A 22,736-nucleotide genomic window follows, 5' to 3' on the forward strand; every position below is an offset into this window, starting at 1 on the left:
AGCGAGCCTGCTCGCGAAGGCGGCATCAGCAGCACCGAATATGCCCCGGCAAGCTTCACAGTGTTAGGCTCTGCCCCGAATCCTGCACGTGTGAAGGAAGGTTTATGTTGAAGTTTTTTGCTCTGTTGACACTCCTGGCGTCTGCCGCCGTCCACGCTCAAACCCCGCTGCAAACCGATCTGCCGCTCAAGTACCTGGAGCAAGCCAACCCCGAATCGCGCAATCAGCCGTTGGTGATTTTCCTCCACGGTTACGGCAGTAACGAGGAGGATTTGTTCGGCATCAAGGATGAATTACCCGCGTCATACAACTACCTGTCGGTACGCGCACCGATAGTGATGGAGGAGGGTAGTTACAAGTGGTTTCGCGAGAAGGGCAACGCTGCCTACGACGGTGAGACCGATGATCTGAAGACCAGCGGCCAGGTGCTGCAGGATTTCGTCGCACAGGCGGCGAAGAAATATCATACCGATCCGAACAAGGTTTTCCTGGTGGGCTTCAGCCAGGGCGCGATCATGTCCTACGAGGTGGCGCTACGTCATCCCGAGGCGGTGGGCGGGATCGCGGCGTTGAGCGGGCGGATTTTGCCGGTGCTCAGGTCCGAGCTGAAACCGGATGAAAAACGCCAGAAGCTGGCAATTTTCATCGGTCATGGCACCGCGGACAAACGCCTTCCCTACAATGACGGGACGGACGCCGACAGCCTGTTGCAGAGCCTGTCACTCAAACCTGAATTCCACGCCTACCCTGGCGTCGGTCACAGCATCAGTGCCACCGAGATGCAGGACTTGAGCGCCTGGTTGCAACGTCTCAATCCCTGATTGTTACTTGCCGGTGACGATCTGTTTGACCAGTGTCTCGTGGCCAGCATTGTCGCTGAGGCGGGAAATCACCTGAACGATCGCCATGCGCGTGTTGGACGCGGCCATCACTGTGGTGTCGAGGGTTTTGCCGCCGCCCTGGGTGGCGCTGCTGTCGATCTGCCGCAGGCCCAGGCCGGTGCCTTTCTGGGTCAGACTTTTTTCGCTGAGCTTGGTGAAATCCGGTAGCGCCGTGGCTTGTTCGGTGGCGAAGTCGGACGCCGCCGAGTCGAGGAACTGACCGTCGTTGTCTTTGACGTTGAGGCCGCCGGGGATGGTGTTTTCAGCGGCGATCACGACGGTTTTAGTGGCCTGATTGGTGTACATGGTGCCCGTTGCCCCGGCGGTACCGGTGGCCGCGTCGCCGGCGGGCAACGGGTTGGCGATGAAGCCCTTGGGAAGGGTGAACGTGAACTTGCCGCCGAGCATCGAGACTTTCTGTGCGGGCGCGGTATCACTGGCAGTGGCCTTGGCGGCCTGCGCATTCAGCGCTCCCAGACTGGCAACCGCCGTCAACAACAGGGCAACGGCTTTTTTACTCAACAATGACATTCAAAAACTCCAGGGGATGGTCGCGCTTTAAGGGCGATCATCCCATGGAATTCACTTTGTAGCAGCCCTCACACCACGTGTAATTGGATGGACTCGCCCAAGCCGAGGCGTCAATGCGCCACGGTGGCAGTCTAAACAGCCAACGACAGCGAGGGCGAGTCCATGAAAAATCATAGTTCGATTGATCAATCCCTGTCTTCTTCCGATTTGTCGGCCTGCACAACTTTGGCGGTCGATCTGGCCAAGCAGGTCTTTCAGGTCGCCGGTGAAGATGTCCTCGGCCAGGTGCGCTATGAGCAGCGGATCAAGTCGCGTGAGGCGTTTTATGAGTTTCTCCAACAGTTACCGCCTCATGTCGTGGTTTTGATGGAGACCGGTCCGGGCGCTCAAGCCTGGGCCCGGCAGCTGCAAGACCAAGGCAATCTGGCGCGCATTCTTCCAGCCGGTTTGGTGGCCACACACCGCAGCGGGCCTAAAAATGATCGCAACGATGCGCTGGCGATTCTGCGGGCTGGTCGCGATGAAAAGATATGCGCAGTACCGGTCAAAAGCGTTGCGGCGCTGGCAATGCAGGCGCTGCATCGCGCCCGTCAGGGCTATGTGCGTCGACGCACGGCGGTAAGTAATCAGATGCGCGGCCTGCTGCTCGAGCACGGCGTGGCCTTGGCGCAGGGCGATGTTGCGATCAGCCAGAAAATTCCGCGGGTACTGGAAGATGCTACCCAGCCGGTGCCTGGCCTGCTGCGTGAACTGATCGACGAACTGTTGGCCGAGTGGCGCCATTTGGGCGAGCGCATCAGCGTGCTGACGGGACGCCTGGAAGTGGCCGCCAACGCCGACATGACGGCGAAGCGACTGATGACTGTGCGCGGCATCGGCCCAGTCACTGCCACGGCACTGGTGGCCAAGGAAACCAAACCTGAGCGATTTCCCAATGCCCGCAAGTTTGCCGCGTACTTTGGCATGGTGCCTGACCAGCACAGCAGCGGGCAGACGGTCCGGCTGGGGGACATGACCAAGCGAGGTGATGTTTATTTACGCAGCCTGATGATCCAGGGAGCCCATGCGGTGCTGCAACAACTACGACCTGATTCCCAGCAACCCGATGACCGCCGCTTGTTGCGCTGGGTGAGCCGGCTGGGTCGTAAGGAGGCTGCGATCAGGCTAGCCAACCGCAACCTGCGAATCGTCTGGGTGCTTCTACAGAATGACCAGACTTATCGTCGCCACGCTGGTGATGGCCAGCAAGCGACGATAAGCCACTGAGCGACAGAGTTCTGCCACCGAGGTACTGACTGTCCGACCCTTTGCTGAAGAAAATTGACCCCAGGTAAGACCGGCGTGGATTGATGCCTTAGCTGCTACTGGCCTTCGAGGCCTGACTGTAATCGGCATACCACGAGCTCTTCCAATTTTGGCCAGAAGCCGAAGACGGCTTCCACGAATAGGCCTAATACATAGATGCAACGGGGCGACGGTTTTTTCAAAAGCGGGTAGACAGTGGGGGCGAGTCCATACATAGCAGCTGCCGAGCCTGTGAGGCTGCGTTCGGCAGCTGCTACAACAACAGGGGTGTTATGCCTGGTTCTGCGGGAACAGATTGCGCCGGGTTTCTTCGTCGAATTCAGCCTTCAGCACCAGTTTTTCTTTCAAGCCCTGCGCGCGTTGGGCGGCCGGGCGGGCGCTGATTTCATCGAACAGGCGCTTGACGTTCGGGTACGCCGCCAAGCCGTTCTCACCGAGGATGTACGGCGCGTAATTGGCCCAACCCCAGAGCGCCATGTCGGCGATGCTGTAGGTATCGCCGGCCAGGTACTGATGGTCGGCCAGACGCTGATCGAGCACGCGGTAGTGGCGTTCGACTTCCTTGAGGTAGCGGTTTTTCGCGTAAGGCAGGTCTTCTGGTGCGTGGTGCAGGAAATGCACCGCCTGGCCGGAAAATGGCGACAGGCCGGTGGCGATGAACATCAGCCATGGTGTAGGCCTCAGTCAGTGATGGGTGTTGAACTGAGGCTGATGGTGGGCGAAGCCCGTTCGATTGACGTACGAGCTTTTTGCTTTACTCGTTCGAAATAATCGAACGTGTTATCGGCACTTTAGAGGTTGATCGCGACGTTGCGATGACTGCGCCAGCGATAATCAGCAGCGCGGGGACGATCAGAATGGGGCTGGCATGGCTGCGCCCGACGGTGATCAGCAACAACGTGGAGATCAGCGGTGCGAGGTAGGAAAGCGCGCCCAGCGTCGCCAGACTGCCGTGTTTGGTGGCGTGGTCCCAGGCAAAAAACGCCAGTCCTACCGGCCCCAGCCCGAGGACGACAATCGCGGTCCATTGGCTGAAGTCGGGCTTTACCGTGGTTTCGAAGGCCAGGTGACAGACCAGACCCGCCACGGCGACCAGGCCGCAGATTCCGCCAATGATGCTGCTCGGTACTTCGCTGAACCGGCGGTTGATCACCGAGTAAACCGACCAGATCAGCGCACAGCCAAACGCCGCGAGATAACCGGCGATGGGCATCGCGGCATCAGCATTCGGGGCGCGCTGCTGCATGATGAAAGCGGTACCGGCCAAGCCCAGCAGTGCACCGAGCAGTTGCCGTTTGTGCAGCTTTTCGCCGGCCGAGAACGCCGACAACAACACCAGCAACAGCGGCCAAAGGTAGTTGATCAGACTGGCTTCGGCCGCCGGCGCGGCTTTGAGTGCAAAAAAGTACAGCGCGTGGTAAACGAAAATTCCGACGAACCCGGTCGCCCAAACCGCCCAGGGCTGGCGCCAACTAGCGAACCCGGCGATTCCGCGTCGGCCCAGAATCACCAGGCTCGCCACGAACGCCGCGCCGAAACCCAGTGTCAGCAACTCAAACGGTGGAATGCCTTCGGTGAGGGTGGTCAGCAAGGCCAGGGAGGACCAGAGCACGATCGCAATCACGCCGACGGCCGTAGCGCGGTGGCTGTTTCGGAGCTGAGTCATGTCTGTTCCTTCAGCGCGATGAGCGGGCGACCATCCTGGCCCGATGACATCAAGCAGCTTAGCGTTTGATTGCCGTACGTCCAGCGCCCGCCGTCGGGCTCATCGGTTTTGCCAGCAAGCGCCTGGTCACCCCGAGCATACCCACTGACACCGCAACGCCAAGGGCGAACGAGGTCAGACCCATGCCAGGCAACGCCAGCGCCAACACCAGGCAAAACGCGGCGAACGAATACATCCCGGTCGCCGTCGCCCGCAGCAAAGCAGCGGTAAACGCCGGGCCGCGGGTTTGCTGGGAGAACACCGCCATCACGCTGCCCAGCACCGGGAACACGGCAAGCAGGCCACTCCAGCGTTCGCCGACGGTGCTGGCCAACAACGTGACCGCGAGGGTGAGCAGGGCGCCGGCAAGCATGCGCAACAGCAGTTTGTCGGACTTCGGCGCCGGGCCTGAAATGATCGGCTGTACCGAGGGAAACAGGTACGGCGCCGCCAGTAGCGCAGTCGCGGCGGCAATCACCGAGAACACCAGGGACGGAGGAATCAACGACAGCACAACGGCCGCCGTGGCCCAGACCAACAGCGATATGAGCAGCGCCCACGGCCAACTCGCGCGTTGTGCAACCTGAGCGTAGGCCACGCAAAAGGCAATCATCGCGAACATGGCAGACAGCGCTGCCGTCGCCGATTGAGCGGCGAACACCTGGCCCTGTTCGATGGCGAGAAAGAACAGAATCGGCCCGACCACCACCGGCAACCCCGACAGCCAACCCGCGACACTCGGTCCCCAGCGTTTACCGGCCAGGGAAATTAATAAGAGAAATCCCGGTATTACCAGCAATTTCAGAATCAGCACGCACGCACCTCCGACCTGAGTGAGGCGGCAACGTTAGCATCGCGGACGGTGGATTGCTCTATGGATTTCCGGGTTTTGTATACAAAAGGCCATTGGTCAAGCGCGGGCTGGCGCTGATCCCGGCGTTCATTGGCGTCTGGCTGATGGGCGACAATGCGATCGGCAATTGCTGGTGTTGAGTCTGGTGGTCTTGAGTCTGCAATTGCCGTTTGCGATGTATCCGCTGATTCGCATAACCAACGATCACAAGCTTATGGGAACGCTTGTGAATCGGGTGCCGACGCGGGTACTGGCGTGGGGGGTGTTTGTGGTGATCAGCGGGGCGAATAGCTGGTTGATCTTGCAGTTTGTAGCCTGAGCCTGAAGCTGTGTTGCCTGGCCGGGCCTCTTCGCGAGCAGGCTCGCTCCCACATTGGATTTTCTGCGTACACAAATTCCGTGAACTACCGAGATTAAATGTGGGAGCGAGCCTGCTCGCGAAGAACGATTACGCGGTCTCCCTCTGAAACGCCTCAACGATAAAGTCGATGAACACCCGGGTCTTGGCCGGCATCAACGCCCGGCTCGGGTAATACAGCGAAATCGGCCCTGCGTCGGCGTGCCAATCGGGCAGCAGGCGCACCAGTTCGCCACGCTGGATATTCGCCAGCACATCCGGCAGTACCAGCAGTGTCACACCCAAGCCGAGTATCGCCGCTTCGCGCATGGCGGCCGGATCATTGAGCACAATGTTTTCGTTCAGCTTGGCCGTCGCTTCATTACCCGCGCCATCAAGCATCAGCCATTGGCGAATCCGCCCGGTGCGGGTGCCGCGCATCACAATGCCGGTGTGTCCGGACAGGTCCGCCGGACAGTCAGGCAGGCTGCGTTGCGCGAGGTAGGCCGGTGAGGCGACTGCCACGACATGCGCCGCCGCCAACGTCCGCGACACCACCCCGGGCGTCAACTCGAAACCGCCGCCAATGGCCGCGTCATACCCTTCGGCAATCAAATCCACGGGACGATTCTCGAAGTGCCATTCCGGGCGAATCAGCGGGTAGCGTGCCAGGAACGCCGGTAGCAGCGGCAAGATATGACCGATGCCAAAGGTCGGTGCGAGGCTGACTTTGAGCACTCCCGCTGGTTCGCATCGGTCACTGCTCACCGAGCTGATGGCTGTCTGCAATGCTTGCAGATTGCCGCCGATGCTCGTCAGAAAGCTTTCCCCGGCATCGGTCAGGGACAGCTTGCGGGTCGAGCGCTGGAACAGCCGCACGCCGATGTTGCGTTCGAGCATCGCCACGTTGCGGCTGACAGCGGCGGGGGTCAGCGCGAGCGCCCGCGCGGCGGCGGAAAAACTGCCGGTTTCGGCGCTGCGTACGAAGGATTCGAGATTGGCGAGGGTTTCCATGGCGGGCACCTGCTAGTCATGCTTGAAGATCATTCAAGGCATTACCCTCTAATCAATCGCTAATGGCAAGCGCAGTATCGCTCCATCGACAACCCTCGGAGTGAACAACCATGAGCACCATCGGAATCATCGGCGCTGGCGCAATCGGCGCAGCCTTTGCCAGAGCACTCTCGCGTCAAGGCATTGAAGTGGTTATTGCCAACAGCCGTAGCCCGCAAAGCCTGGCCTCGCTGGTGGAAGAACTCGGACCAACGGCGCGTGCCGGAACCCGCGAGGAGGCCGCCGCACAAGCCATCGTACAGTCAGGCCTCGAAGGCCAGTAGCAGCAGACAGTGGGGGCGAGTCCATACATAGCAGCTGGCGAAGCCTGCGTTCGGCTGCACAGCAGTCGTCAAACCTAAGTACGCGATCTTTCTGAAACACCACAACGTCTGATTTTACGACTGCTTCGCAGCCGAACGCAGGCTTCGCCAGCTGCTACAGAACCCGGTGTGACCGAAGTCGCACCGGGTGTTTTGCCAGACGGCGAACGGATATTCGTGGGTCCCCGCGCCGTCTGTTGAACGCTTACGCCCGTTCGATCGCCAGTGCCACGCCCTGACCACCACCGATGCACAGGGTGGCGAGGCCTTTCTTGGCGTCACGCTTGATCATTTCATGCAGCAAGGTCACCAGTACCCGGCAACCCGATGCACCGATCGGGTGACCCAGAGCGATGGCGCCGCCGTTGACGTTGACTTTGTTCAAGTCCCATTCCAGGTCCTTGGCCACCGCCAGGGATTGTGCGGCGAAAGCTTCGTTGGCCTCGATCAGGTCCAGTTGGTCGATGGACCAGCCGGCCTTGTCCAGGCAACGACGAGTCGCGCTGACCGGGCCGATGCCCATGATCGCCGGGTCGACGCCCGCGTTGGCGTACGCAGCGATTTTCGCCAGCACTGGCAGGCCGAGGGCCTTGGCTTTTTCGGCGCTCATCAGGATCACCGCAGCGGCACCGTCATTCAGGGACGAGGCGTTACCGGCAGTCACCGAACCGTCTTTTTTGAAGGCGGGTTTCAGTTTGCCCAGCGCTTCAGCGGTGGTACCGGCCCGGGGTTGTTCGTCAACCTGGAAAGCAACCGGATCGCCTTTGCGCTGAGGAATCAGGATCGGCGTGATCTCGTCGGCAAAACGCCCGGCTTCGATGGCGGCCGTGGCTTTCTGCTGCGAGGCCGCGGCGAAGGCGTCTTGCTGTTCGCGGGTCAGGTTGTACTTGTCAGCCAGGTTTTCGGCGGTGATGCCCATGTGGTAATCGTTGAACGCATCCCACAGACCGTCGCTGATCATGGTGTCGACGATTTGCGCGTGACCCATGCGCAGTCCGGTGCGGGCACCGGGCATGACGTAATGGGACAGGCTCATGTTTTCCTGGCCGCCGGCAATGATCACATCGGCATCGCCGCAACGAATGGCCTGGGTTGCCAGATGCAGCGCTTTGAGGCCCGAACCGCAGACCTTGTTCAGGGTCATGGCGGGTACAGTAAATGGCAGGCCGGCCTTGATCGCTGACTGGCGCGCTGGGTTCTGCCCGGCGCCGGCGGTCAACACCTGGCCCATGATCACTTCATCGACTTCAGCAACGTCCAGGCCGGTTTGTGCCAGCAGCTGGCGGATCACCGCAGCGCCGAGGTCAACGGCGGAAACATTCGCCAGGGCACCCTGGAAACTGCCGATGGCGGTACGGGTGGCGGCGACAATGACGACTTCTTGCATGGAATGATTCCTCACTGAGCAGCGAACTGCATTTCTGGAACGTGATCCGGCACGATCAGTTTACCGGCGGTCTTGGCGACAATCTCCTCAACGCTGACGCCCGGTGCACGTTCCTTGAGAATGAACGCGCCGTCCTGGATTTCCAGGTAGGCGAGGTCGGTCAACACACGCTTGATGCACCCGGCGCCGGTCAGCGGCAGGCTGCATTTGGACAACAGCTTGGACTCACCGTCCTTGGACGCGTGGGTCATGATGACGATGATGTTGTCTGCACCGGCTACCAGGTCCATCGCGCCGCCCATGCCCTTGACCAGTTTGCCGGGAATCATCCACGAGGCGATGTTGCCTTGCACGTCTACTTCAAACGCACCGAGTACGGTCAGGTCGACATGACCGCCGCGAATCATCGCAAAGGACTCGGCCGAGGAAAAGATCGACGCGCCAATACGTGCGGTTACGGTTTGTTTGCCGGCGTTGATCATGTCGGCATCAATGGTTTCTTCAGTAGGAAAGGGGCCCATGCCCAGCAAGCCGTTTTCCGACTGCAGCATGACTTCCATGCCTTCAGGGATGTAATTGGCGACCAGGGTCGGAATGCCGATGCCCAGGTTCACGTAAAAGCCGTCCTGCATTTCGCGGGCGACGCGTTGAGCCATTTGTTCGCGGGAAAGTGCCATTGTTGTTATTCCTTCAGGTCCGGGGGCAGGGGATCACTTACGCACGGTGCGCTGTTCGATGCGCTTCTCGAACGTGCCGCAAATGACCCGGTCGACGTAGATGCCAGGGGTGTGGATCTGCGCCGGGTCCAGCTCGCCGGGTTCGACGATTTCTTCGACTTCGACCACGGTGATCTTGCCGGCTGTGGCGGCCAGCGGATTGAAGTTCTGGGCGGTGTGGCGATAGATCACGTTGCCGAAATGGTCGGCTTTCCAGCCTTTGACGATGGCGAAGTCACCGGTGATGGATTCTTCCATCAGGTACTGGCGACCGTGGAATTCGCGCACTTCCTTGCCGTCGGCCACCGGAGTGCCGACGCCGGTGGCGGTGAAGAAAGCGGGGATGCCGGCACCGCCTGCGCGCATTTTTTCGGCGAGGGTGCCTTGGGGGGTCAGGACGACTTCGATTTCGCCTTTCAGCAGTTGGTCTTCGAACAGTTTGTTCTCGCCGACGTAGGAGGCCACTACTTTGCTGATCTGCCGGTCTTCCAGCAGCACGCCGAGGCCGAAACCGTCGACGCCGCAATTGTTGGAAACGACGGTGAGGTCACGGGTGCCTTTGCGCTTGATCTCGGCGATCAGGTTTTCCGGGATCCCGCACAGGCCGAAGCCGCCGGCGATCACGGTCATGCCGTCTTCGAGACCTGCCAGAGCTTCCTCATAGGAACTCACGCGCTTGTCGAAACCTGCCATATGCACCTCTTTTATTCTTTGTGGGCGGCTGGCTAGCCGTATGGGGTGGAGTGTCTCGCCGTCGTATTCATTTGTTAAGTTGATTTTTAAGGTTGATTGATAGATAAAACTCACCAATCAATCCTGTGGGAGCGAGCCTGCTCGCGAATGGAGCGCCTGCGCTCATTACTGGAGCAATTCGAACATGACAGTCAAGCAGATCAGGGCATTTTTGGCCGTGGCCCAGAGTTTGAGTTTTGCCGTGGCCTGCGAGCGGTTGCACCTGTCGCAATCGGCATTGAGCCTGACCATCAAGGCGCTGGAGGAGGGGCTGGGCGGACGTTTGTTCGCTCGCACTACACGCAATGTGGCGTTGACGGCTGAAGGCGAATCGCTGGTGCCACTGGCTCGACGGTTGATCGCTGATTGGGACAATGCCGAGGATGAACTGCGGCAGCGTTTCACCCTCCAGCGCGGGCGCGTGACATTGGCGGCAATGCCGTCGTTTGCCGGCAACCTGCTGCCGCCGATCCTGAAAACCTTCCGCGCGCGGTATCCCAAGGTCAACGTCACGGTGAATGACGTGATCAACGAGCAGGTGCTGGAAATGGTGCGTGATCGACAAGTCGAGCTGGGGGTGGCCTTTGAGCCGACTCAGAGCTCGTCGCTGGAATTCACGCCGTTGTATATGGATCGGTTTGTTGCCGTTGTGCCGAAGGATTCTCCTTTTGCCGAACTGGAAGACATCGATTGGCAGACCTTGCTCAAGGAGCCGTTCATTACCTTGCAGCGTCCGTCGACGGTGCGGGTGATGCTGGAAGAACACTTGCAGGCACGAGGGATGAAGTTGCCAGTAGAGTTTGAAAGCCATCAATTGGCGACGGTCGGGCGGATGGTGGCCAGCGGGTTGGGGGTGAGTGCAGTGCCGGCGTTGTGCGCCGGGCAGATGCGGGAGCTGGGCGCGCGGTGTATTACCTTGCGCGACCCGGTGGTGGAGCGGGCGATCGGGGTGTTGACCAAGCCTGGGGTTGAACTGTCGGCGGCGGCTCAGGCGTTGTTCGATATTCTCAAGGAACAAAACCTCGGCCAACAAATTTCCATGCACTGATCACAATCCCCTGTGGGAGCGGGCTTGCTCGCGAAGAGGCCTGCACATTCAATATTAATGTTGACTGACACACCGCTTTCGCGAGCAAGCCCGCTCCCACAGGGTTTGGGCTTCGTCAGTTGTTAAGTGGTTTGAGCCAGCAATGGAAGCAACCGCTCACAAGACTCCTCAATCTTCAAATCCAGCAAGTCATCCGCCCGAGTCTTCCCCAAATTAATCGCAATCAACGGCTTCCCCTGATCCGCCACCGCCCGGCACAGCCGAAACGCCGAATACGCCATCAACGAAGACCCGACCACCAACAATCCCGCCGCCTTTTCGACCGCCGCCATTGCCTTGGCCGCCGTCGCCTGCGCCACGTTCTCGCCAAAAAACACCACGTCCGGCTTCATCCGTTCCCCGGCGCAGTGCGGACAATGCGGCACCTGAAAGCGCGCTTCAAATGCGGCGTCGAGCAAGGTATCGCCATCCGGTGCCTGCACCGCGTCCACTCCGGCCAGATACGGGTTCTGCGCTTCCATCAGTCGCTGGATCGAATCCCGTTCGCTGCGCTGGCCGCAGTCGAGGCACAACACCCGATGCAGGCTGCCATGAAGTTCGATGACGTCATGGCTGCCAGCCTGGTCATGCAAGGTGTCGACGTTTTGCGTGATCAGCCCGCTGATCTGCCGGGAACTTTGCAAACTGGCCAAGGCCTCGTGGGCCACGTTCGGCTGAGCCTGGCGCACCCGTGGCCAACCGAGCATCGCTCGCGCCCAATAGCGACGCCGGGATTCCGGGGCCGACAGAAACTCCTGATACATCATCGGTTGCCGCCCCCGCCGCACGCCTTGGTTGTCGCGGTAATCCGGAATGCCCGACGGGGTGCTGATGCCGGCGCCGGTCAGGACCACAAACGGTTGATCGGCCATCAGCTGCTGGAGCCGGTCGAGTTGTTCGCGGATGGGGCTGTCGAGCATGTGCAACACTCCGGTGGGCCGGTAGGAGCTGCCGAAGGCTGCGATCTTTTGATCTTGATTTGACGATGCTCAAATCGCTGAAGCTCAAAAGATCGCGGCCTGCGGCAGCTCCTACAGTAAGCAGTCACCGGTCAGTGGTCAGCAATGTTTATTTCCGTGCCTCCAGAATCAGGTTGAACGGGGTTTCCGTCGCCCGACGGAACGTCTTGAACCCCGCCTCTGTGAAGACTTTGCGCAGGCGCGCCTCGCCAGCCTGGGCGCCGAGCCCGAGGCCGACTTCCTGGGACAGCGAGTTCGGGGTGCAGATGAAGGTCGAGGCGGCGTAGAACAACCGACCAACGGGGGTGGTGTTGTCGTCGAGCGAGTCGTTGGCGAACGGTTCCACCAGCAACACCGTGCCGTCCGGTTTCAGCGAGTCATAAGCGTGCTTCGCCGCGCCCACCGGGTCGCCCATGTCGTGCAGGCAGTCGAAGTAGCAGACCAGGTCATAGTCGTCGCCGGGGTAGCTTTTTGCCGTGCCCTGGAAGAATCGCGCACGCGCGGCCACACCGCCTTCTTCGGCGCGCTGGATGGCGACCGTGACGGAGGGCGCGTGGTAGTCGAACCCGACGAACCGCGAGTCCGGGAACGCCTGGGCCATGATCACGGTGGACGCACCATGTCCGCAGCCGATGTCCGCGACTTTGGCGCCTGCCTCCAGTTTGGCGACGACGCCGTCGAGGGCCGGCAGCCACTCGGCAATCAGGTGCGCTTTGTAACCGGGCCGGAAAAACCGCTCCGTACCGCTGAACATGCACGGATGGTGATCGCCCCAGGCGAGGGCGCCGTCGCCGCGCATGGCCTTGACCAGTTTGTCCTTGTCATGGAAAAACGACGCGACCACCCCGATGCCGCCCGCTATATAGACCGGTGAGTCTTCGATCGCCAATGCCAAAGCCTGCTCTTCGGGCAGGCGGAACTGGCCGTCGGTGTGTTCCATGTAACCGGAAGCGGCGTGGGCGCTGAGCCATTCGCGCAGCAGGCGGGTGTTGCAGCCGGTTTTGTCGGCGAGGGCTTCAGGGGTGACTGGCTGACTGTCGGCCATGGCCCGGTACAGCCCGAGCTCTTCGCCGAGGATGACATTGGCGAGCATCGCCGCGCCGCCCATGTCGTTCACCAGTTTGCCCATGAAATCATTGAGTCTGGCCTCGTCCATCACGTGCGCTCCTTCAGCAGGATCACGGTCCAGAAGCCTTGTTTTTCGAGGCGTTCACCTCTGGACGGTGGTCGTGGGAATGAACAGGACGATAAGCACGCCCTGCGTGCAGTAAGTTTAGTACGGGGTCCGTGTACCGCTGCTCGGAGCGACGAAAGTCCTGCGGCACATTTCCCTGAATGCCACCGTGTATCCCACTGTATCCACCCCCCGTCCCGATACAGTTCCCCCAACACCAAGGCACTGCCGAACACAGACCCGATACACCGCTTCGATTAACTGTGATTCCGTTCTGACAATCATTGAGATCGACATCATGCAAACTCCCACCCTCTCAGCGAAAGCGACCGTCGGGCTCGGCTTGCGTCGCGGTTTAATGAAGGACCTTCAAGTCGCCCGAGTGGGTGATTTTGATTTTCTGGAAGTCGCCCCGGAAAACTGGATCGGCATCGGCGGCGCGCATGGCCATGCGTTACGAACCCTGGCCGAGCGTTATCCGTTGTCCTGTCATGGCTTGTCCCTTTCATTGGGCGGCCCGGCACCGCTGGACGTCGGGTTTGTGCAGGAAGTCCGGGCTTTCCTCGATCAATACAACGTGCCGCTGTACAGCGAGCATTTGAGCTACTGCAGCGATGACGGTCACCTTTACGACCTGCTGCCGTTGCCTTTTACCGAAGAAGCGGTGCATCACGTCGCCGCGCGAATTCGCCAGGCCCAGGACATTCTCGGCCGGCGCCTGGCGGTGGAAAACGTCTCCTACTACGCGGCGCCACAGCAGGACATGGACGAGCTGAGCTTCACCAACGCGGTGCTGCGCGAAGCCGATTGCGACCTGCTGCTGGACGTCAATAATGTCTACGTCAACTCGATCAATCATGGTTTCGATCCGCAGAGCTTTTTGGCCGGTATCGATACGGGCCGGGTGGTTGCCATGCACGTGGCCGGGCATTTCGATGAGTCCGACACGTTGAAAATCGACACTCACGGGGCTTCAGTGAAACCGGTGGTCTGGTCGTTGCTGGCTGAGGCTTATGCTCGATTCGGCGCGCAACCGACACTGTTGGAACGGGATTTCAACTTTCCGGCATTTTCCGAACTGGTGGCTGAATTGCAGACCATCCGCCGCCTGCAAACCGAGGGGGTGAACCGTGGATAAATCGAACCTGTCTCAGCAGCAAAACACCTTGGGCCTTTACCTGCGTGATCCCGATCATTGTGCGCCACCGGCTGAAATGGACGTGGCACGGGCGCAGGTTTACCGCGACCTGGTGTTCTCAAACCTATCGTCGCTGCTCAGCGGGACCTTTCCGGTGCTGATCAAGGTATTGGGCGATGAACACTGGCGTTTGCTGGTGCGGATTTTCCTGCGGGACTACCGTGCGCACACGCCGAAATTCGGCGAGATTGCCAAGGAGTTTGTCGAGTTCCTGGCCTCGGAACCGCAAGCGTTGAGCGAAGGGGTATGGCCGCCGTTCATGGTGGAGCTGGCGCATTACGAGTGGGTTGAGATGGCGCTGCAGCAGTCCGAGGCCGAGCCGTTGCCGGTGAGCGATGCCGGGTTATTGCTGGACCGACCGTTGCAGGTGTCGCCGCTGGCCTGGCCTTTGGCGTATGCCTGGCCGGTGCAATGGGTGGGGCCGGATTACCAGCCGGACGCGCCACCGGCTCAGCCGACGTTGCTGTTGGTGCGTCGGGCTGAGGACTGGAGTGTGAAGTTCTCCGAACTGAGCCCGCTGGCGTGGCGGTTGTTGCAGCGGATTGAGGCGTTTCCCGAACTGAACGGGCGTGCGCAGCTGGAAGGGTTGGCGGTGGAGGCGGGGATGGCTGGGTCTCCGGCGTTTATGGAGAGTGGGGCGGGGTTGTTGCGGCAGATGCATGAGGAAGGGGTGGTTGGTCTAGTGGCTTGACCGCCCGCAATCTCCAAAACACCTAATACCCCTGTGGGAGCGGGCTTGCCCGCGATGACGGAGTGTCAGCCGACATCAATGTTGGATATGCCGGCCTCATCGTCGGAACGCCGCCCGGAGCAAGCCCGCTCCCACAGGGGGTATTAGGTGTTACCGGTCACTGTGCTCTTTGTGTCGGTAACTTTAGCTCCGCACACAACCCACCCCCCTCACGATTACTCAGCGTCAACGACCCACCAATCGCGATAGCCAACTGCTGCGCAATCGCCAAGCCCAACCCGGTCCCGCCGGTGCTGCGGTTACGCGAGTTCTCCACGCGATAAAACGGTTCCATCACCTGAGCCAATTCCTCCTCGGCAATCCCTGGCCCGCGGTCCATCACCTTCACCGATAAACTGCCGTCAGCCTTCGCTTCCACCCACAATTCGGCGGCACCGGCGAACTTTAGTGCGTTGTCCGTCAGGTTCACCAGCACCCGCCGCAAGGCGTGCGGTCGGGTGTCGATCACCGCGTCAATTTTGCCACCGAGCTGAACGTCTTTGCCCATGTCCTGATAGTCGAACACCAGGCTGTCGAGGAACGAATCCAGATTGGTGCGACGACTTTCCTCGGTGGCGCCATGAACGCTGCGGGCATAGGCCACGCCTTCGCGCACCAGGTGTTCTATCTCGCCAAGATCATTCCAGAGTTTGTCTTTCTCGGCGGAGTCATCCATGAATTCGGCGCGCAGTTTCATGCGGGTGATCGGGGTTTGCAGGTCGTGGGAAATCGCCGCCAGCAGTTGCATGCGCTCCTTCAGGTAAGCGGCGATGCGCGCCTGCATCGAATTGAAGGCCATGGCGGCGTGCGCGACTTCGGTCGGGCCTTTTTCATCCAGGTGCACCGCATGGGCGTTGGGGTCCAGGGTCTCTACGGCCTGAGCCAGGCGGGTGAGGGGGCGAATGACGATTCTCACGGCCAGCCAGGTGCAGATGAGCATCAGTGCCAGTTGCCCCAGCAACACGATGGGTAACCACGGCGACAACGGCACCATCGAGGGTCGCACGTCGATGGTCAGCGGGCTGCCGTCCGCCAGTTTCAGGTGGACCTGAAAATGTTTGTTCGGCCCGGGAATGTCGCTCACCGTCATCGGGTAATCCTTGCCGATGGCCTCTTTGATCGACTTCATCGCTATGGGCGATTCGCTCATCGGCATGCCCGGCGAGCCTTCGTTCAACAAATAGCGGTAGTTGCGTCGATCCAGTTGTTGTAGCCAACTCATGCGTTCTTCGGCCGGCAAGCGGTCGAGGATGGCGATGGAGGTCGAGACGTCGGTTTCCAGATTGCCCAGCATGGTGTTCTTCGTGCTTTCGTATCGCTCGTAGTATTGCGCACCGAAGGACAGTGCCTGCGCGAGAATCAAGCCGATCAGGAAGATCAGCGACAGTCGCGAGGCCAGGGTGCGGGGCCAACGAATCGAGCGTTTCATGAGGGCGCCCCGAGGACTTCCACCGCCAGGGAAAACACATAGCCTTCACTGCGCACTGTCTTGATGTAGGCCGGTTCGCGGGCATCGTCCAGCAAGCGCTGACGCAAGCGGCTGACCAGCAAGTCGATGGAACGGTCGAACAGATCGGCGTCGCGGCCTTGGGTCAGGTTCAGCAATTGATCGCGATTGAGCACCCGCTGAGGGTGATCGAGGAACACCCGCAGCAGTCGATATTCCGCGCCACTGAGCGCGACCATCGTGCCGTCGTCATCGAGCAAATGCCGGGCCGAGGTGTCCAGTCGCCAGCGCCCAAAGGCCAGCAGGCGACCGCTTTCGGTGACCACCAGGTTGGGCGGCAGCATCCGCGTGCGGCGCAGCACGGCGTTGATTCGGGCGAGCAATTCACGGGCAGCGAACGGCTTGACCAGGTAATCGTCGGAGCCCATTTCCAGGCCGATGATGCGGTCGGTTTCATCGTTGCGCGCGGTGAGCATCAGCACCGGCGTGGCCTTGTGTTTGCCGACACGTAACTCACGGCACAGCATCAGGCCATCGTCGCCCGGCATCATGATGTCGAGCACGATCAGGTCCACCGGCGTGGATTCCAGGAAGGCGCGCATTTGCCGTCCATCCGCCACGACGGTGGTGCGCAGGCCGTTTTTCTTGAGGTAGTTGCCTACCAGCTCTCGGATCTCGCGGTCATCGTCCACGATGAGAATGTGATCGACGTGTTCCATTTGGCCAGACCTCTGTAGATGGGGGATGTCGCGCAGTCTATCGAGCCTTGGTCCGTTCGCCCGCCGCCCTTTGTATTGCAGTGTATCTGGCGTGTCGACGGATACACGCGGACGCAAAACCCCGAATTTTAAGGGGGTTTGTATCGCTGTGTATCAGGGGGCAGCTTTGATACGTACCGATTTACAGGCGCCTGTTCCCGACACATACGGGATACCTCGCGGGCATTTAATAGGTTCCATCGAGGCAAGCCAAGCCGCCTCGGCCCAATAAACGATTGACCTATTGAAGCCTTGAGGAAACCACCATGAACACCAAAGCCGTCTACGCCGCTTGCCTGTTTGCCGCCCTGAACATCTGCACCTTGTCGGCCCGCGCCGAAGCCGATGTCACCGCTAAAACCTACACCTACGGCACGCCCCTGGACATCAAGAAAGTGGTGTCGTTGAAACAGGACGCCTCGCCTTCCTGCGGGGTTGTGGATGCCCAGCTGACCTACCTGGATTCCCACAACAAAACCCAGGTTCTGGACTACCGCAAAGTCGCTGACAGTTGCAACTCAGACAACTGAGTGCTTCGGCCAAACAACGCCAACCCCATTTGAAACAGGAAGCACATCATGAACAACGTAAGCCGCTTTTTGACTGCCATTGCCTTCTCCGTAGCCGGCGCCGCTGCCCATGCTAACGCGGCTGTTGAACAAAAAAGCTGTGGCAGCGCTACTTGCTTCCAGCTGACGCCGGTGGCGCAGAAGGGCGGTAATGCCTTCCTGGCGCAGGACGGTTCCAGCCGGACGCCGCAGGGGCAGTTGATGGATAACCAGACGGCCTGAGGCCCGAATACCGATCTGTAAACACCACAATTCCCGTGTGGGAGCGAGCCTGCTCGCGAAGGCGGAGTGTCAGTCAACATCAATGTTGAAGTTGCTGGCCTCTTCGCGAGCAGGCTCGCTCCCACAGGGGATGGGTGGTGAGTCGCCCTCCATAATTTCAAGGTGATCCCATGTTTCTCATCGCTTTCCTGGGCGGCATATTGACCGTCCTCAGCCCTTGCATCCTCCCAGTCGTGCCGTTCCTGTTCGCCGGTGTTAAACGTACACGTTCTTCGATCCTGCTCACCCTTGGCGGCATGGTCCTGACTTTCGCCCTGATTTCCAGCCTGGCCGTGGTCAGCAGTGAGTGGGTGATACACGCCAGCAACACCGGCCGTCATGTGGCCCTCATCGTGATGGTGCTGTTCGCCCTGTCGCTGATTTCCGCCCGTGTCGGTGACTGGCTCGCCCGTCCCTTCGTGGCGCTGGGCAATCGCATCGACCCCGACACCCGCAAAATGTCCGGCCCGTTGAGTTCGGTCATGATCGGTGTTGCCACCGGCCTGCTCTGGGCACCGTGTGCCGGGCCGATCCTCGGTGTCATCCTTACGGGCGCCATGCTGCAAGGTGCAAACGCTCAAACCAGCCTGTTACTGGTGGCGTACGGCCTGGGCAGCGCATTGTCTCTGGGCACCTTGATCTTCGCCGGTCGCGGCCTGGTCAATCGCTTGAAAGCGTCGATCCCGGTCACCGGTTGGTTGCGTCGCGGCACCGGTGTTGCGGTGCTGGCGGCTGCGGCGGTGATCTCCACCGGCGCCGACAAAACACTGCTGGCCGGCACCTCGTCCGAAGGCGTTACCACGGTTGAAAAACAGGTGTTGGAGACCGTACCGAAAGTCGTCGATTACTTCGTCAGCAAGGTCAAGGCAGACTCGTCCATGGACAACGCCCAAGGCGCCATGCCGTCGCTGTCCGGCGCGGTCGAATGGCTCAACTCGCCGGCGCTCAGCAATGATTCGCTGAAAGGCAAAGTGGTGCTGGTGGACTTCTGGACCTACGACTGCATCAACTGCCAGAACACCTTGCCTTACGTGAAGGACTGGGCGAAGAAATACGAGAAGGACGGCCTGGTCGTGATCGGCGTGCACACCCCTGAATACGGTTACGAACGCATCATCGGCAACGTCAAGGATCAGGTGAAAAAGCTCGGCATCACCTACCCGGTGGCCATCGACAACAACTACGCAATCTGGCGCAACTTCGACAACCAGTACTGGCCTGCTCACTACCTGATCGATGCCAAGGGTCAGGTGCGTTTCACCCACTTTGGTGAAGGTCGATATGAAACCCAGGAGAAGATGATCCAGCAGTTGCTGGAAGAGGCTAAAGCGCCCGCTGCGTAATGCATCAAATCAATGGCTCACAGGCTCCGCGCCGTAGGCCATTGTTTTTTTCTCCTGACTGCGCCGCCACGCCGCGGGTGGTGAACTTGATTGTGAGCCTGTCGCGCCAGAGTGTGAAATCTCCGGACGATCGGACAGAGTTGGCCGACGATCGGGCAGGACGCCAGCGTTGCCTGGCGCGATAGTGGGCAAACAGAGTCTGCCGACCCTGTCATCAACAACAAGAATGAGAGGTCCAGCCCACAACGGAGCGGAATTCATGAGTACACCCATTGATCTTACTGCCTTGAAAAACCGTCAGATGGCCTCTTGGGCCAGTGGCGACTATGCCGTGATCGGCACCACCTTGCAGATCGTCGGCGAGCAACTCGCCGAAGCCTGCGACCTGCTTTGCGATGAACGCGTGCTCGACGTGGCCGCCGGCAACGGTAACGCGACACTCGCCGCCGCGCGCCGTGGTTGCCACGTCACCTCCACTGACTACGTGGCCGCGCTGCTGGAACGCGGCGAAGACCGGGCCAGGGCAGAACGCCTCGATGTGATGTTTCAAGTGGCCGACGCTGAAGCCTTGCCGTTCGAGGATGGGAGCTTCGATGCCGTGCTGTCGACCTTCGGCGTGATGTTTACACCCGACCAGCCCAAGGCCGCTGCAGAATTGGCGCGGGTCTGTCGTCCTGGAGGGCGGATCGGCCTGGCGAACTGGACGCCCGAAGGTTTCGTCGGCCAGATGTTCAAGACCCTCGGACGCCACCTACCGCCACCGCCGGGGGCACAACCGCCTTCGCAGTGGGGCACCGAAGCCTGGTTGCACACGCATTTTGACGACAGTGACTTTCTGGTTCAGGTGACGCGCAAGGCCTTCAATTTCCGTTACCGCTCGGCCGCGCATTTCATCGACACGTTCCGCACCTGGTACGGCCCGGTCCATAAGGCGTTCGCGGCGCTGCCTCCTGAAGGCGCCCAGGCGCTGGAAAACGACCTGACTGAACTGATCAACCGTTTGAACAGAGCGGGAGAAAAATCGCTGGTGGTGCCGAGTGAATACCTGGAAGTAGTCATCACCCAGCGCTGAACTCATTCACATATCTGATGAGGGGACTGTAGGAGCTGCCGCAGGCTGCGATCTTTTGATCTTGACCCCGTCGCGTCGAATGAAGATCAAGAGATCGCAGCCTGCGGCAGCTCCTACAGGGACCGCGTGTATCGCAGCTATTCATCCAGCCGCTCGGTGTACACCACCCAAACGCTGCACGGCATTTTGTACAGCAGATGCTCCACCGTACTGCCGATCAGTCGCCCCATGCCGCGATGACCTATCCGGCCCATGACAATCACGTCAACATCAAAGGCATCGGCATAGCGGGTGAGGACCTTGGCCGGGTTGCCCATGATCATGTGCCGTTGCTGCGGTGCGATGCCGTTGCGCTCGGCCAGTTCGTTGAAGGCATCCTCCTGGTAATCGAAAACGGTCTTGGCCTTGCCCGACGAGAAGAACGTCGAACCGTTGTCGAAGCCAAATTCGTCGGCGCTGATGGATGAAAGGTCATAGGCGTAGACCACATCGAGCTCGGCATTACAGGCGCTCGCCAGTTTCGCCGCCTCGTGAAGAATTCGGTCATTGAAGGTTTTGTATTGGTCATCGCGATGAAAGGGGTCGACCGCCGCGACGATCTTTCGCGGCAAGGCGTGCACCGCGTGGCTCACGAAATGCAGCGGCACCGGGCATTCGCGCAGCAAATGCACATCGAGCGGGGTAAACATCAGCCGCGACAGCCGCGATTCGTGCTCCAGCGCCTTGATCAGCACGTCCATCGGCTGCTCTTTGAGGTGAATCAGGATTTCTTCCAATGGGCGTTCGACCCAGGCCACTTCGGTGGTGACGGTTACCCCGATTTTGCGCAAGGGGCGGGCCTGTTCCTCAAGCCATTGGCGGTGGCGCTCGACGTAGCCCAGGCGCATTTGTTCCAGGGCCTTTTCGTTGACCAGACTGGCGGTCGCCAGGCCTTCAAGGTAATCGAAGGCGACGATGTGCAGCGCTGCGTCTTCGGCCTTTGCCAGCGCAGCGGCCCTGTCGAAAGCGGGGCTGTGTTCCATCAGCGGTGATGCAACCAGCATGAAGCGCGATTGACCAGACATGACGAACCTCCCGTGGATTAGCCGCCCGATGTGCGGTTCGTGCAACGTACATCCAGTCTCTAAGTATTGACCATGATCAACCTCTCGTCCGTAAACCGGGCGCAGGCTGAGGTTCGTGCTGAACTCAAGCGCACGTGAACGCTCAGGAGAGCCCCGATGGCAACCATGAAAGCCGCGATATTCGTTGAAAAAAACCGCATCGTGCTGGATGACAAACCGATCCCCGAGGTCGGGCCGCTGGATGCGCTGATCCGCATCACCACCACGACGATCTGCGGCACCGATGTGCACATCCTTCGGGGTGAATACCCGGTGGCCAAAGGGCTGACCATCGGTCACGAACCGGTGGGCATCATCGAGCGGTTGGGCTCGCAAGTGCGTGGTTTTGTCGAAGGACAACGGGTGATTGCCGGGGCCATCACCCCCAGCGGACAAAGTTACGCCTGCCTGTGCGGGTGCAGCTCACAGGATGGTCCGGACACCCGCCATGGTTTTCGCGCTGCCGGTGGCTGGAAGTTCGGCAACACCATCGATGGTTGCCAGGCTGAGTACGTGCTGGTGCCGGATGCGTTGGCCAACCTGTGCCCGATTCCCGATGACCTCAGCGACGAACAGGTGCTGATGTGTCCTGACATCATGTCCACGGGGTTTTCCGGGGCGGAGCGCGGCGAGGTCAAGATTGGCGATACCGTCGCGGTGTTCGCCCTCGGGCCAATCGGCCTGTGTGCCGTGGCCGGCGCGCGTCTCAAAGGCGCCAGCACCATTATCGGCATCGATACCGTCGCTGAACGAATGAGCGTCGCCCGGCAGTTGGGAGCGACCCACGTGGTCAATTTCAAGGACGGCGACGTGGTTGCGCAGATCATGACCCTGACCGACGGTCGAGGCGTCGACGTGGCCATCGAAGCGCTGGGCACCCAAGGCACTTTCGAGTCCGCGCTGCGGGTATTGCGCCCCGGTGGTCGTTTGTCCAGTCTGGGGGTTTATTCCAGTGATCTGCGCATTCCCCTCGAAGCCTTTGCCGCGGGGCTCGGGGATTTCAGCATCGTCAGCACCCTGTGCCCCGGCGGTAAAGAACGCATGCGACGGTTGATGGCGGTGGTACAAAGCGGTGGCGTCGATCTGTCGCCGCTGGTGACGCATCGCTTCAAACTCGACGACATCGAAGCCGCCTATGAGTTGTTTGCGCATCAGCGGGACGGGGTGATGAAGGTTGCGATTACGCCTTGAGGTAGTCCTCAGGGCTTGCAG

Annotated in this window: 22 protein-coding genes and 3 pseudogenes; 12 read left to right on the plus strand and 13 right to left on the minus strand. The window is 60.3% G+C overall.

Translation table 11 applies throughout. The features are described 5' to 3' along the window. Positions 1–104 precede the first annotated feature (104 nt). A complete protein-coding gene (locus ACYZTX_RS13565) occupies positions 105–821 on the plus strand; it encodes an alpha/beta hydrolase (protein WP_462034463.1) in 717 nt (238 codons plus the stop codon). A 3-nt stretch (positions 822–824) separates the two neighbouring features. Here ACYZTX_RS13565 and ACYZTX_RS13570 read toward each other — a convergent pair whose 3' ends face one another. Next, on the minus strand, positions 825–1,412 hold the full coding sequence (locus tag ACYZTX_RS13570) for a DcrB/PsbP domain-containing protein (protein WP_462034464.1): 588 nt from the start codon (positions 1,410–1,412) through the stop codon (positions 825–827). 207 nt (positions 1,413–1,619) lie between these two features. On the opposite strand from ACYZTX_RS13570, the gene ACYZTX_RS13575 reads away from it, so the two are divergent. After that, a complete protein-coding gene (locus ACYZTX_RS13575; RefSeq protein WP_462037001.1) occupies positions 1,620–2,678 on the plus strand; it encodes an IS110 family RNA-guided transposase in 1,059 nt (352 codons plus the stop codon). 309 nt (positions 2,679–2,987) lie between these two features. Here ACYZTX_RS13575 and ACYZTX_RS13580 read toward each other — a convergent pair. The 3 genes and pseudogenes from ACYZTX_RS13580 to ACYZTX_RS13590 all read right to left on the minus strand — a co-directional run. Further along, positions 2,988–3,386, minus strand: a pseudogene (locus ACYZTX_RS13580) (glutathione binding-like protein); the annotation flags it as partial. An 85-nt stretch (positions 3,387–3,471) separates the two neighbouring features. Next, entirely contained in the window at positions 3,472–4,383 is a 912-nt protein-coding gene (gene yddG / locus ACYZTX_RS13585) for an aromatic amino acid exporter YddG (protein ID WP_462034465.1), read from the minus strand. 58 nt (positions 4,384–4,441) lie between these two features. Then, positions 4,442–5,236, minus strand: coding sequence for a hypothetical protein (locus tag ACYZTX_RS13590; protein WP_462034466.1), 795 nt, complete (start codon positions 5,234–5,236; stop codon positions 4,442–4,444). A gap of 92 nt (positions 5,237–5,328) precedes the next feature. Between ACYZTX_RS13590 and ACYZTX_RS13595 the strand changes: the two are divergent. Next, positions 5,329–5,594 (plus strand): annotated as a pseudogene (locus ACYZTX_RS13595) (divalent metal cation transporter); the annotation flags it as partial. 129 nt (positions 5,595–5,723) lie between these two features. Here ACYZTX_RS13595 and ACYZTX_RS13600 read toward each other — a convergent pair. Next, positions 5,724–6,626, minus strand: coding sequence for a LysR family transcriptional regulator (locus tag ACYZTX_RS13600; protein ID WP_462034467.1), 903 nt, complete (start codon positions 6,624–6,626; stop codon positions 5,724–5,726). Positions 6,627–6,736: 110 nt separating this feature from the next. Here ACYZTX_RS13600 and ACYZTX_RS13605 point away from each other — a divergent pair. Next, a pseudogene (locus tag ACYZTX_RS13605) lies at positions 6,737–6,925 on the plus strand (NAD(P)-binding domain-containing protein); the annotation flags it as partial. Between the two features lie 268 nt (positions 6,926–7,193). Here the strand turns inward: ACYZTX_RS13605 and ACYZTX_RS13610 are convergent. From ACYZTX_RS13610 to ACYZTX_RS13620, 3 genes are read right to left on the minus strand one after another with little or no spacing between them, the layout of a single operon-like run. Next, positions 7,194–8,375, minus strand: a complete 1,182-nt coding sequence (locus tag ACYZTX_RS13610; protein ID WP_462034468.1) for an acetyl-CoA C-acetyltransferase — start codon at positions 8,373–8,375, stop codon at positions 7,194–7,196. A gap of 11 nt (positions 8,376–8,386) precedes the next feature. After that, the gene (locus ACYZTX_RS13615; protein ID WP_461972863.1) at positions 8,387–9,052 is read right to left on the minus strand and encodes a CoA transferase subunit B; all 666 of its coding nucleotides are present in this window, start codon (positions 9,050–9,052) and stop codon (positions 8,387–8,389) included. Positions 9,053–9,085: 33 nt separating this feature from the next. After that, entirely contained in the window at positions 9,086–9,784 is a 699-nt protein-coding gene (locus ACYZTX_RS13620) for a CoA transferase subunit A (protein ID WP_045060543.1), read from the minus strand. A gap of 184 nt (positions 9,785–9,968) precedes the next feature. Here ACYZTX_RS13620 and ACYZTX_RS13625 point away from each other — a divergent pair, with 184 nt between their 5' ends. Next, positions 9,969–10,871: a LysR family transcriptional regulator gene (locus ACYZTX_RS13625; protein ID WP_462034469.1), complete on the plus strand. Its 903-nt coding sequence runs from the start codon at positions 9,969–9,971 to the stop codon at positions 10,869–10,871. A gap of 122 nt (positions 10,872–10,993) precedes the next feature. On the opposite strand, the gene ACYZTX_RS13630 is transcribed toward ACYZTX_RS13625, so the two are convergent. Next, on the minus strand, positions 10,994–11,830 hold the full coding sequence (locus ACYZTX_RS13630; protein WP_462034470.1) for an NAD-dependent protein deacetylase: 837 nt from the start codon (positions 11,828–11,830) through the stop codon (positions 10,994–10,996). Positions 11,831–11,978: 148 nt separating this feature from the next. Continuing rightward, the gene (locus tag ACYZTX_RS13635) at positions 11,979–13,025 is read right to left on the minus strand and encodes a class I SAM-dependent methyltransferase (protein WP_462034471.1); all 1,047 of its coding nucleotides are present in this window, start codon (positions 13,023–13,025) and stop codon (positions 11,979–11,981) included. A 316-nt stretch (positions 13,026–13,341) separates the two neighbouring features. Here ACYZTX_RS13635 and ACYZTX_RS13640 point away from each other — a divergent pair, with 316 nt between their 5' ends. After that, on the plus strand, positions 13,342–14,181 hold the full coding sequence (locus ACYZTX_RS13640) for an HvfB family MNIO-type RiPP peptide maturase (protein ID WP_462034472.1): 840 nt from the start codon (positions 13,342–13,344) through the stop codon (positions 14,179–14,181). Next, the gene (locus tag ACYZTX_RS13645) at positions 14,174–14,932 is read left to right on the plus strand and encodes an HvfC family RiPP maturation protein (RefSeq protein WP_462034473.1); all 759 of its coding nucleotides are present in this window, start codon (positions 14,174–14,176) and stop codon (positions 14,930–14,932) included. The genes ACYZTX_RS13640 and ACYZTX_RS13645 overlap by 8 nt, the downstream gene beginning before the upstream one ends. Positions 14,933–15,089: 157 nt before the next feature. Here ACYZTX_RS13645 and ACYZTX_RS13650 read toward each other — a convergent pair whose 3' ends face one another. Together ACYZTX_RS13650 and ACYZTX_RS13655 are read right to left on the minus strand one after the other, a co-directional pair. Beyond that, positions 15,090–16,400, minus strand: coding sequence for a sensor histidine kinase (locus ACYZTX_RS13650; protein WP_462034474.1), 1,311 nt, complete (start codon positions 16,398–16,400; stop codon positions 15,090–15,092). After that, a complete protein-coding gene (locus ACYZTX_RS13655; protein ID WP_462034475.1) occupies positions 16,397–17,137 on the minus strand; it encodes a response regulator in 741 nt (246 codons plus the stop codon). The genes ACYZTX_RS13650 and ACYZTX_RS13655 overlap by 4 nt, the downstream gene beginning before the upstream one ends. 305 nt (positions 17,138–17,442) lie before the next feature. Here ACYZTX_RS13655 and ACYZTX_RS13660 point away from each other — a divergent pair, with 305 nt between their 5' ends. From ACYZTX_RS13660 to ACYZTX_RS13675, 4 genes are all read left to right on the plus strand, one after another. Continuing rightward, the gene (locus tag ACYZTX_RS13660) at positions 17,443–17,706 is read left to right on the plus strand and encodes a DUF2790 domain-containing protein (protein WP_462034476.1); all 264 of its coding nucleotides are present in this window, start codon (positions 17,443–17,445) and stop codon (positions 17,704–17,706) included. Between the two features lie 48 nt (positions 17,707–17,754). Continuing rightward, complete coding sequence (locus ACYZTX_RS13665) at positions 17,755–17,967, plus strand: hypothetical protein (protein WP_462034477.1); 213 nt, start codon at positions 17,755–17,757, stop codon at positions 17,965–17,967. Between the two features lie 170 nt (positions 17,968–18,137). Next, positions 18,138–19,349 carry a cytochrome c biogenesis protein DipZ gene (locus ACYZTX_RS13670; RefSeq protein ID WP_462034478.1) on the plus strand — a complete coding sequence of 404 codons (1,212 nt, stop codon included), beginning with the start codon at positions 18,138–18,140 and terminating at the stop codon, positions 19,347–19,349. A gap of 259 nt (positions 19,350–19,608) precedes the next feature. After that, positions 19,609–20,421 (plus strand): class I SAM-dependent methyltransferase, encoded by an 813-nt coding sequence (locus ACYZTX_RS13675; RefSeq protein WP_462034479.1) that lies wholly within the window; start codon positions 19,609–19,611, stop codon positions 20,419–20,421. 137 nt (positions 20,422–20,558) lie between these two features. Here ACYZTX_RS13675 and ACYZTX_RS13680 read toward each other — a convergent pair whose 3' ends face one another. Continuing rightward, on the minus strand, positions 20,559–21,485 hold the full coding sequence (locus ACYZTX_RS13680) for a universal stress protein (RefSeq protein ID WP_462034480.1): 927 nt from the start codon (positions 21,483–21,485) through the stop codon (positions 20,559–20,561). A gap of 156 nt (positions 21,486–21,641) precedes the next feature. On the opposite strand from ACYZTX_RS13680, the gene ACYZTX_RS13685 reads away from it, so the two are divergent. Beyond that, the gene (locus ACYZTX_RS13685; protein WP_462034481.1) at positions 21,642–22,715 is read left to right on the plus strand and encodes an NAD(P)-dependent alcohol dehydrogenase; all 1,074 of its coding nucleotides are present in this window, start codon (positions 21,642–21,644) and stop codon (positions 22,713–22,715) included. Positions 22,716–22,736 lie beyond the last annotated feature (21 nt).

It is taken from the genome of Pseudomonas sp. MDT1-17, from assembly GCF_054898105.1.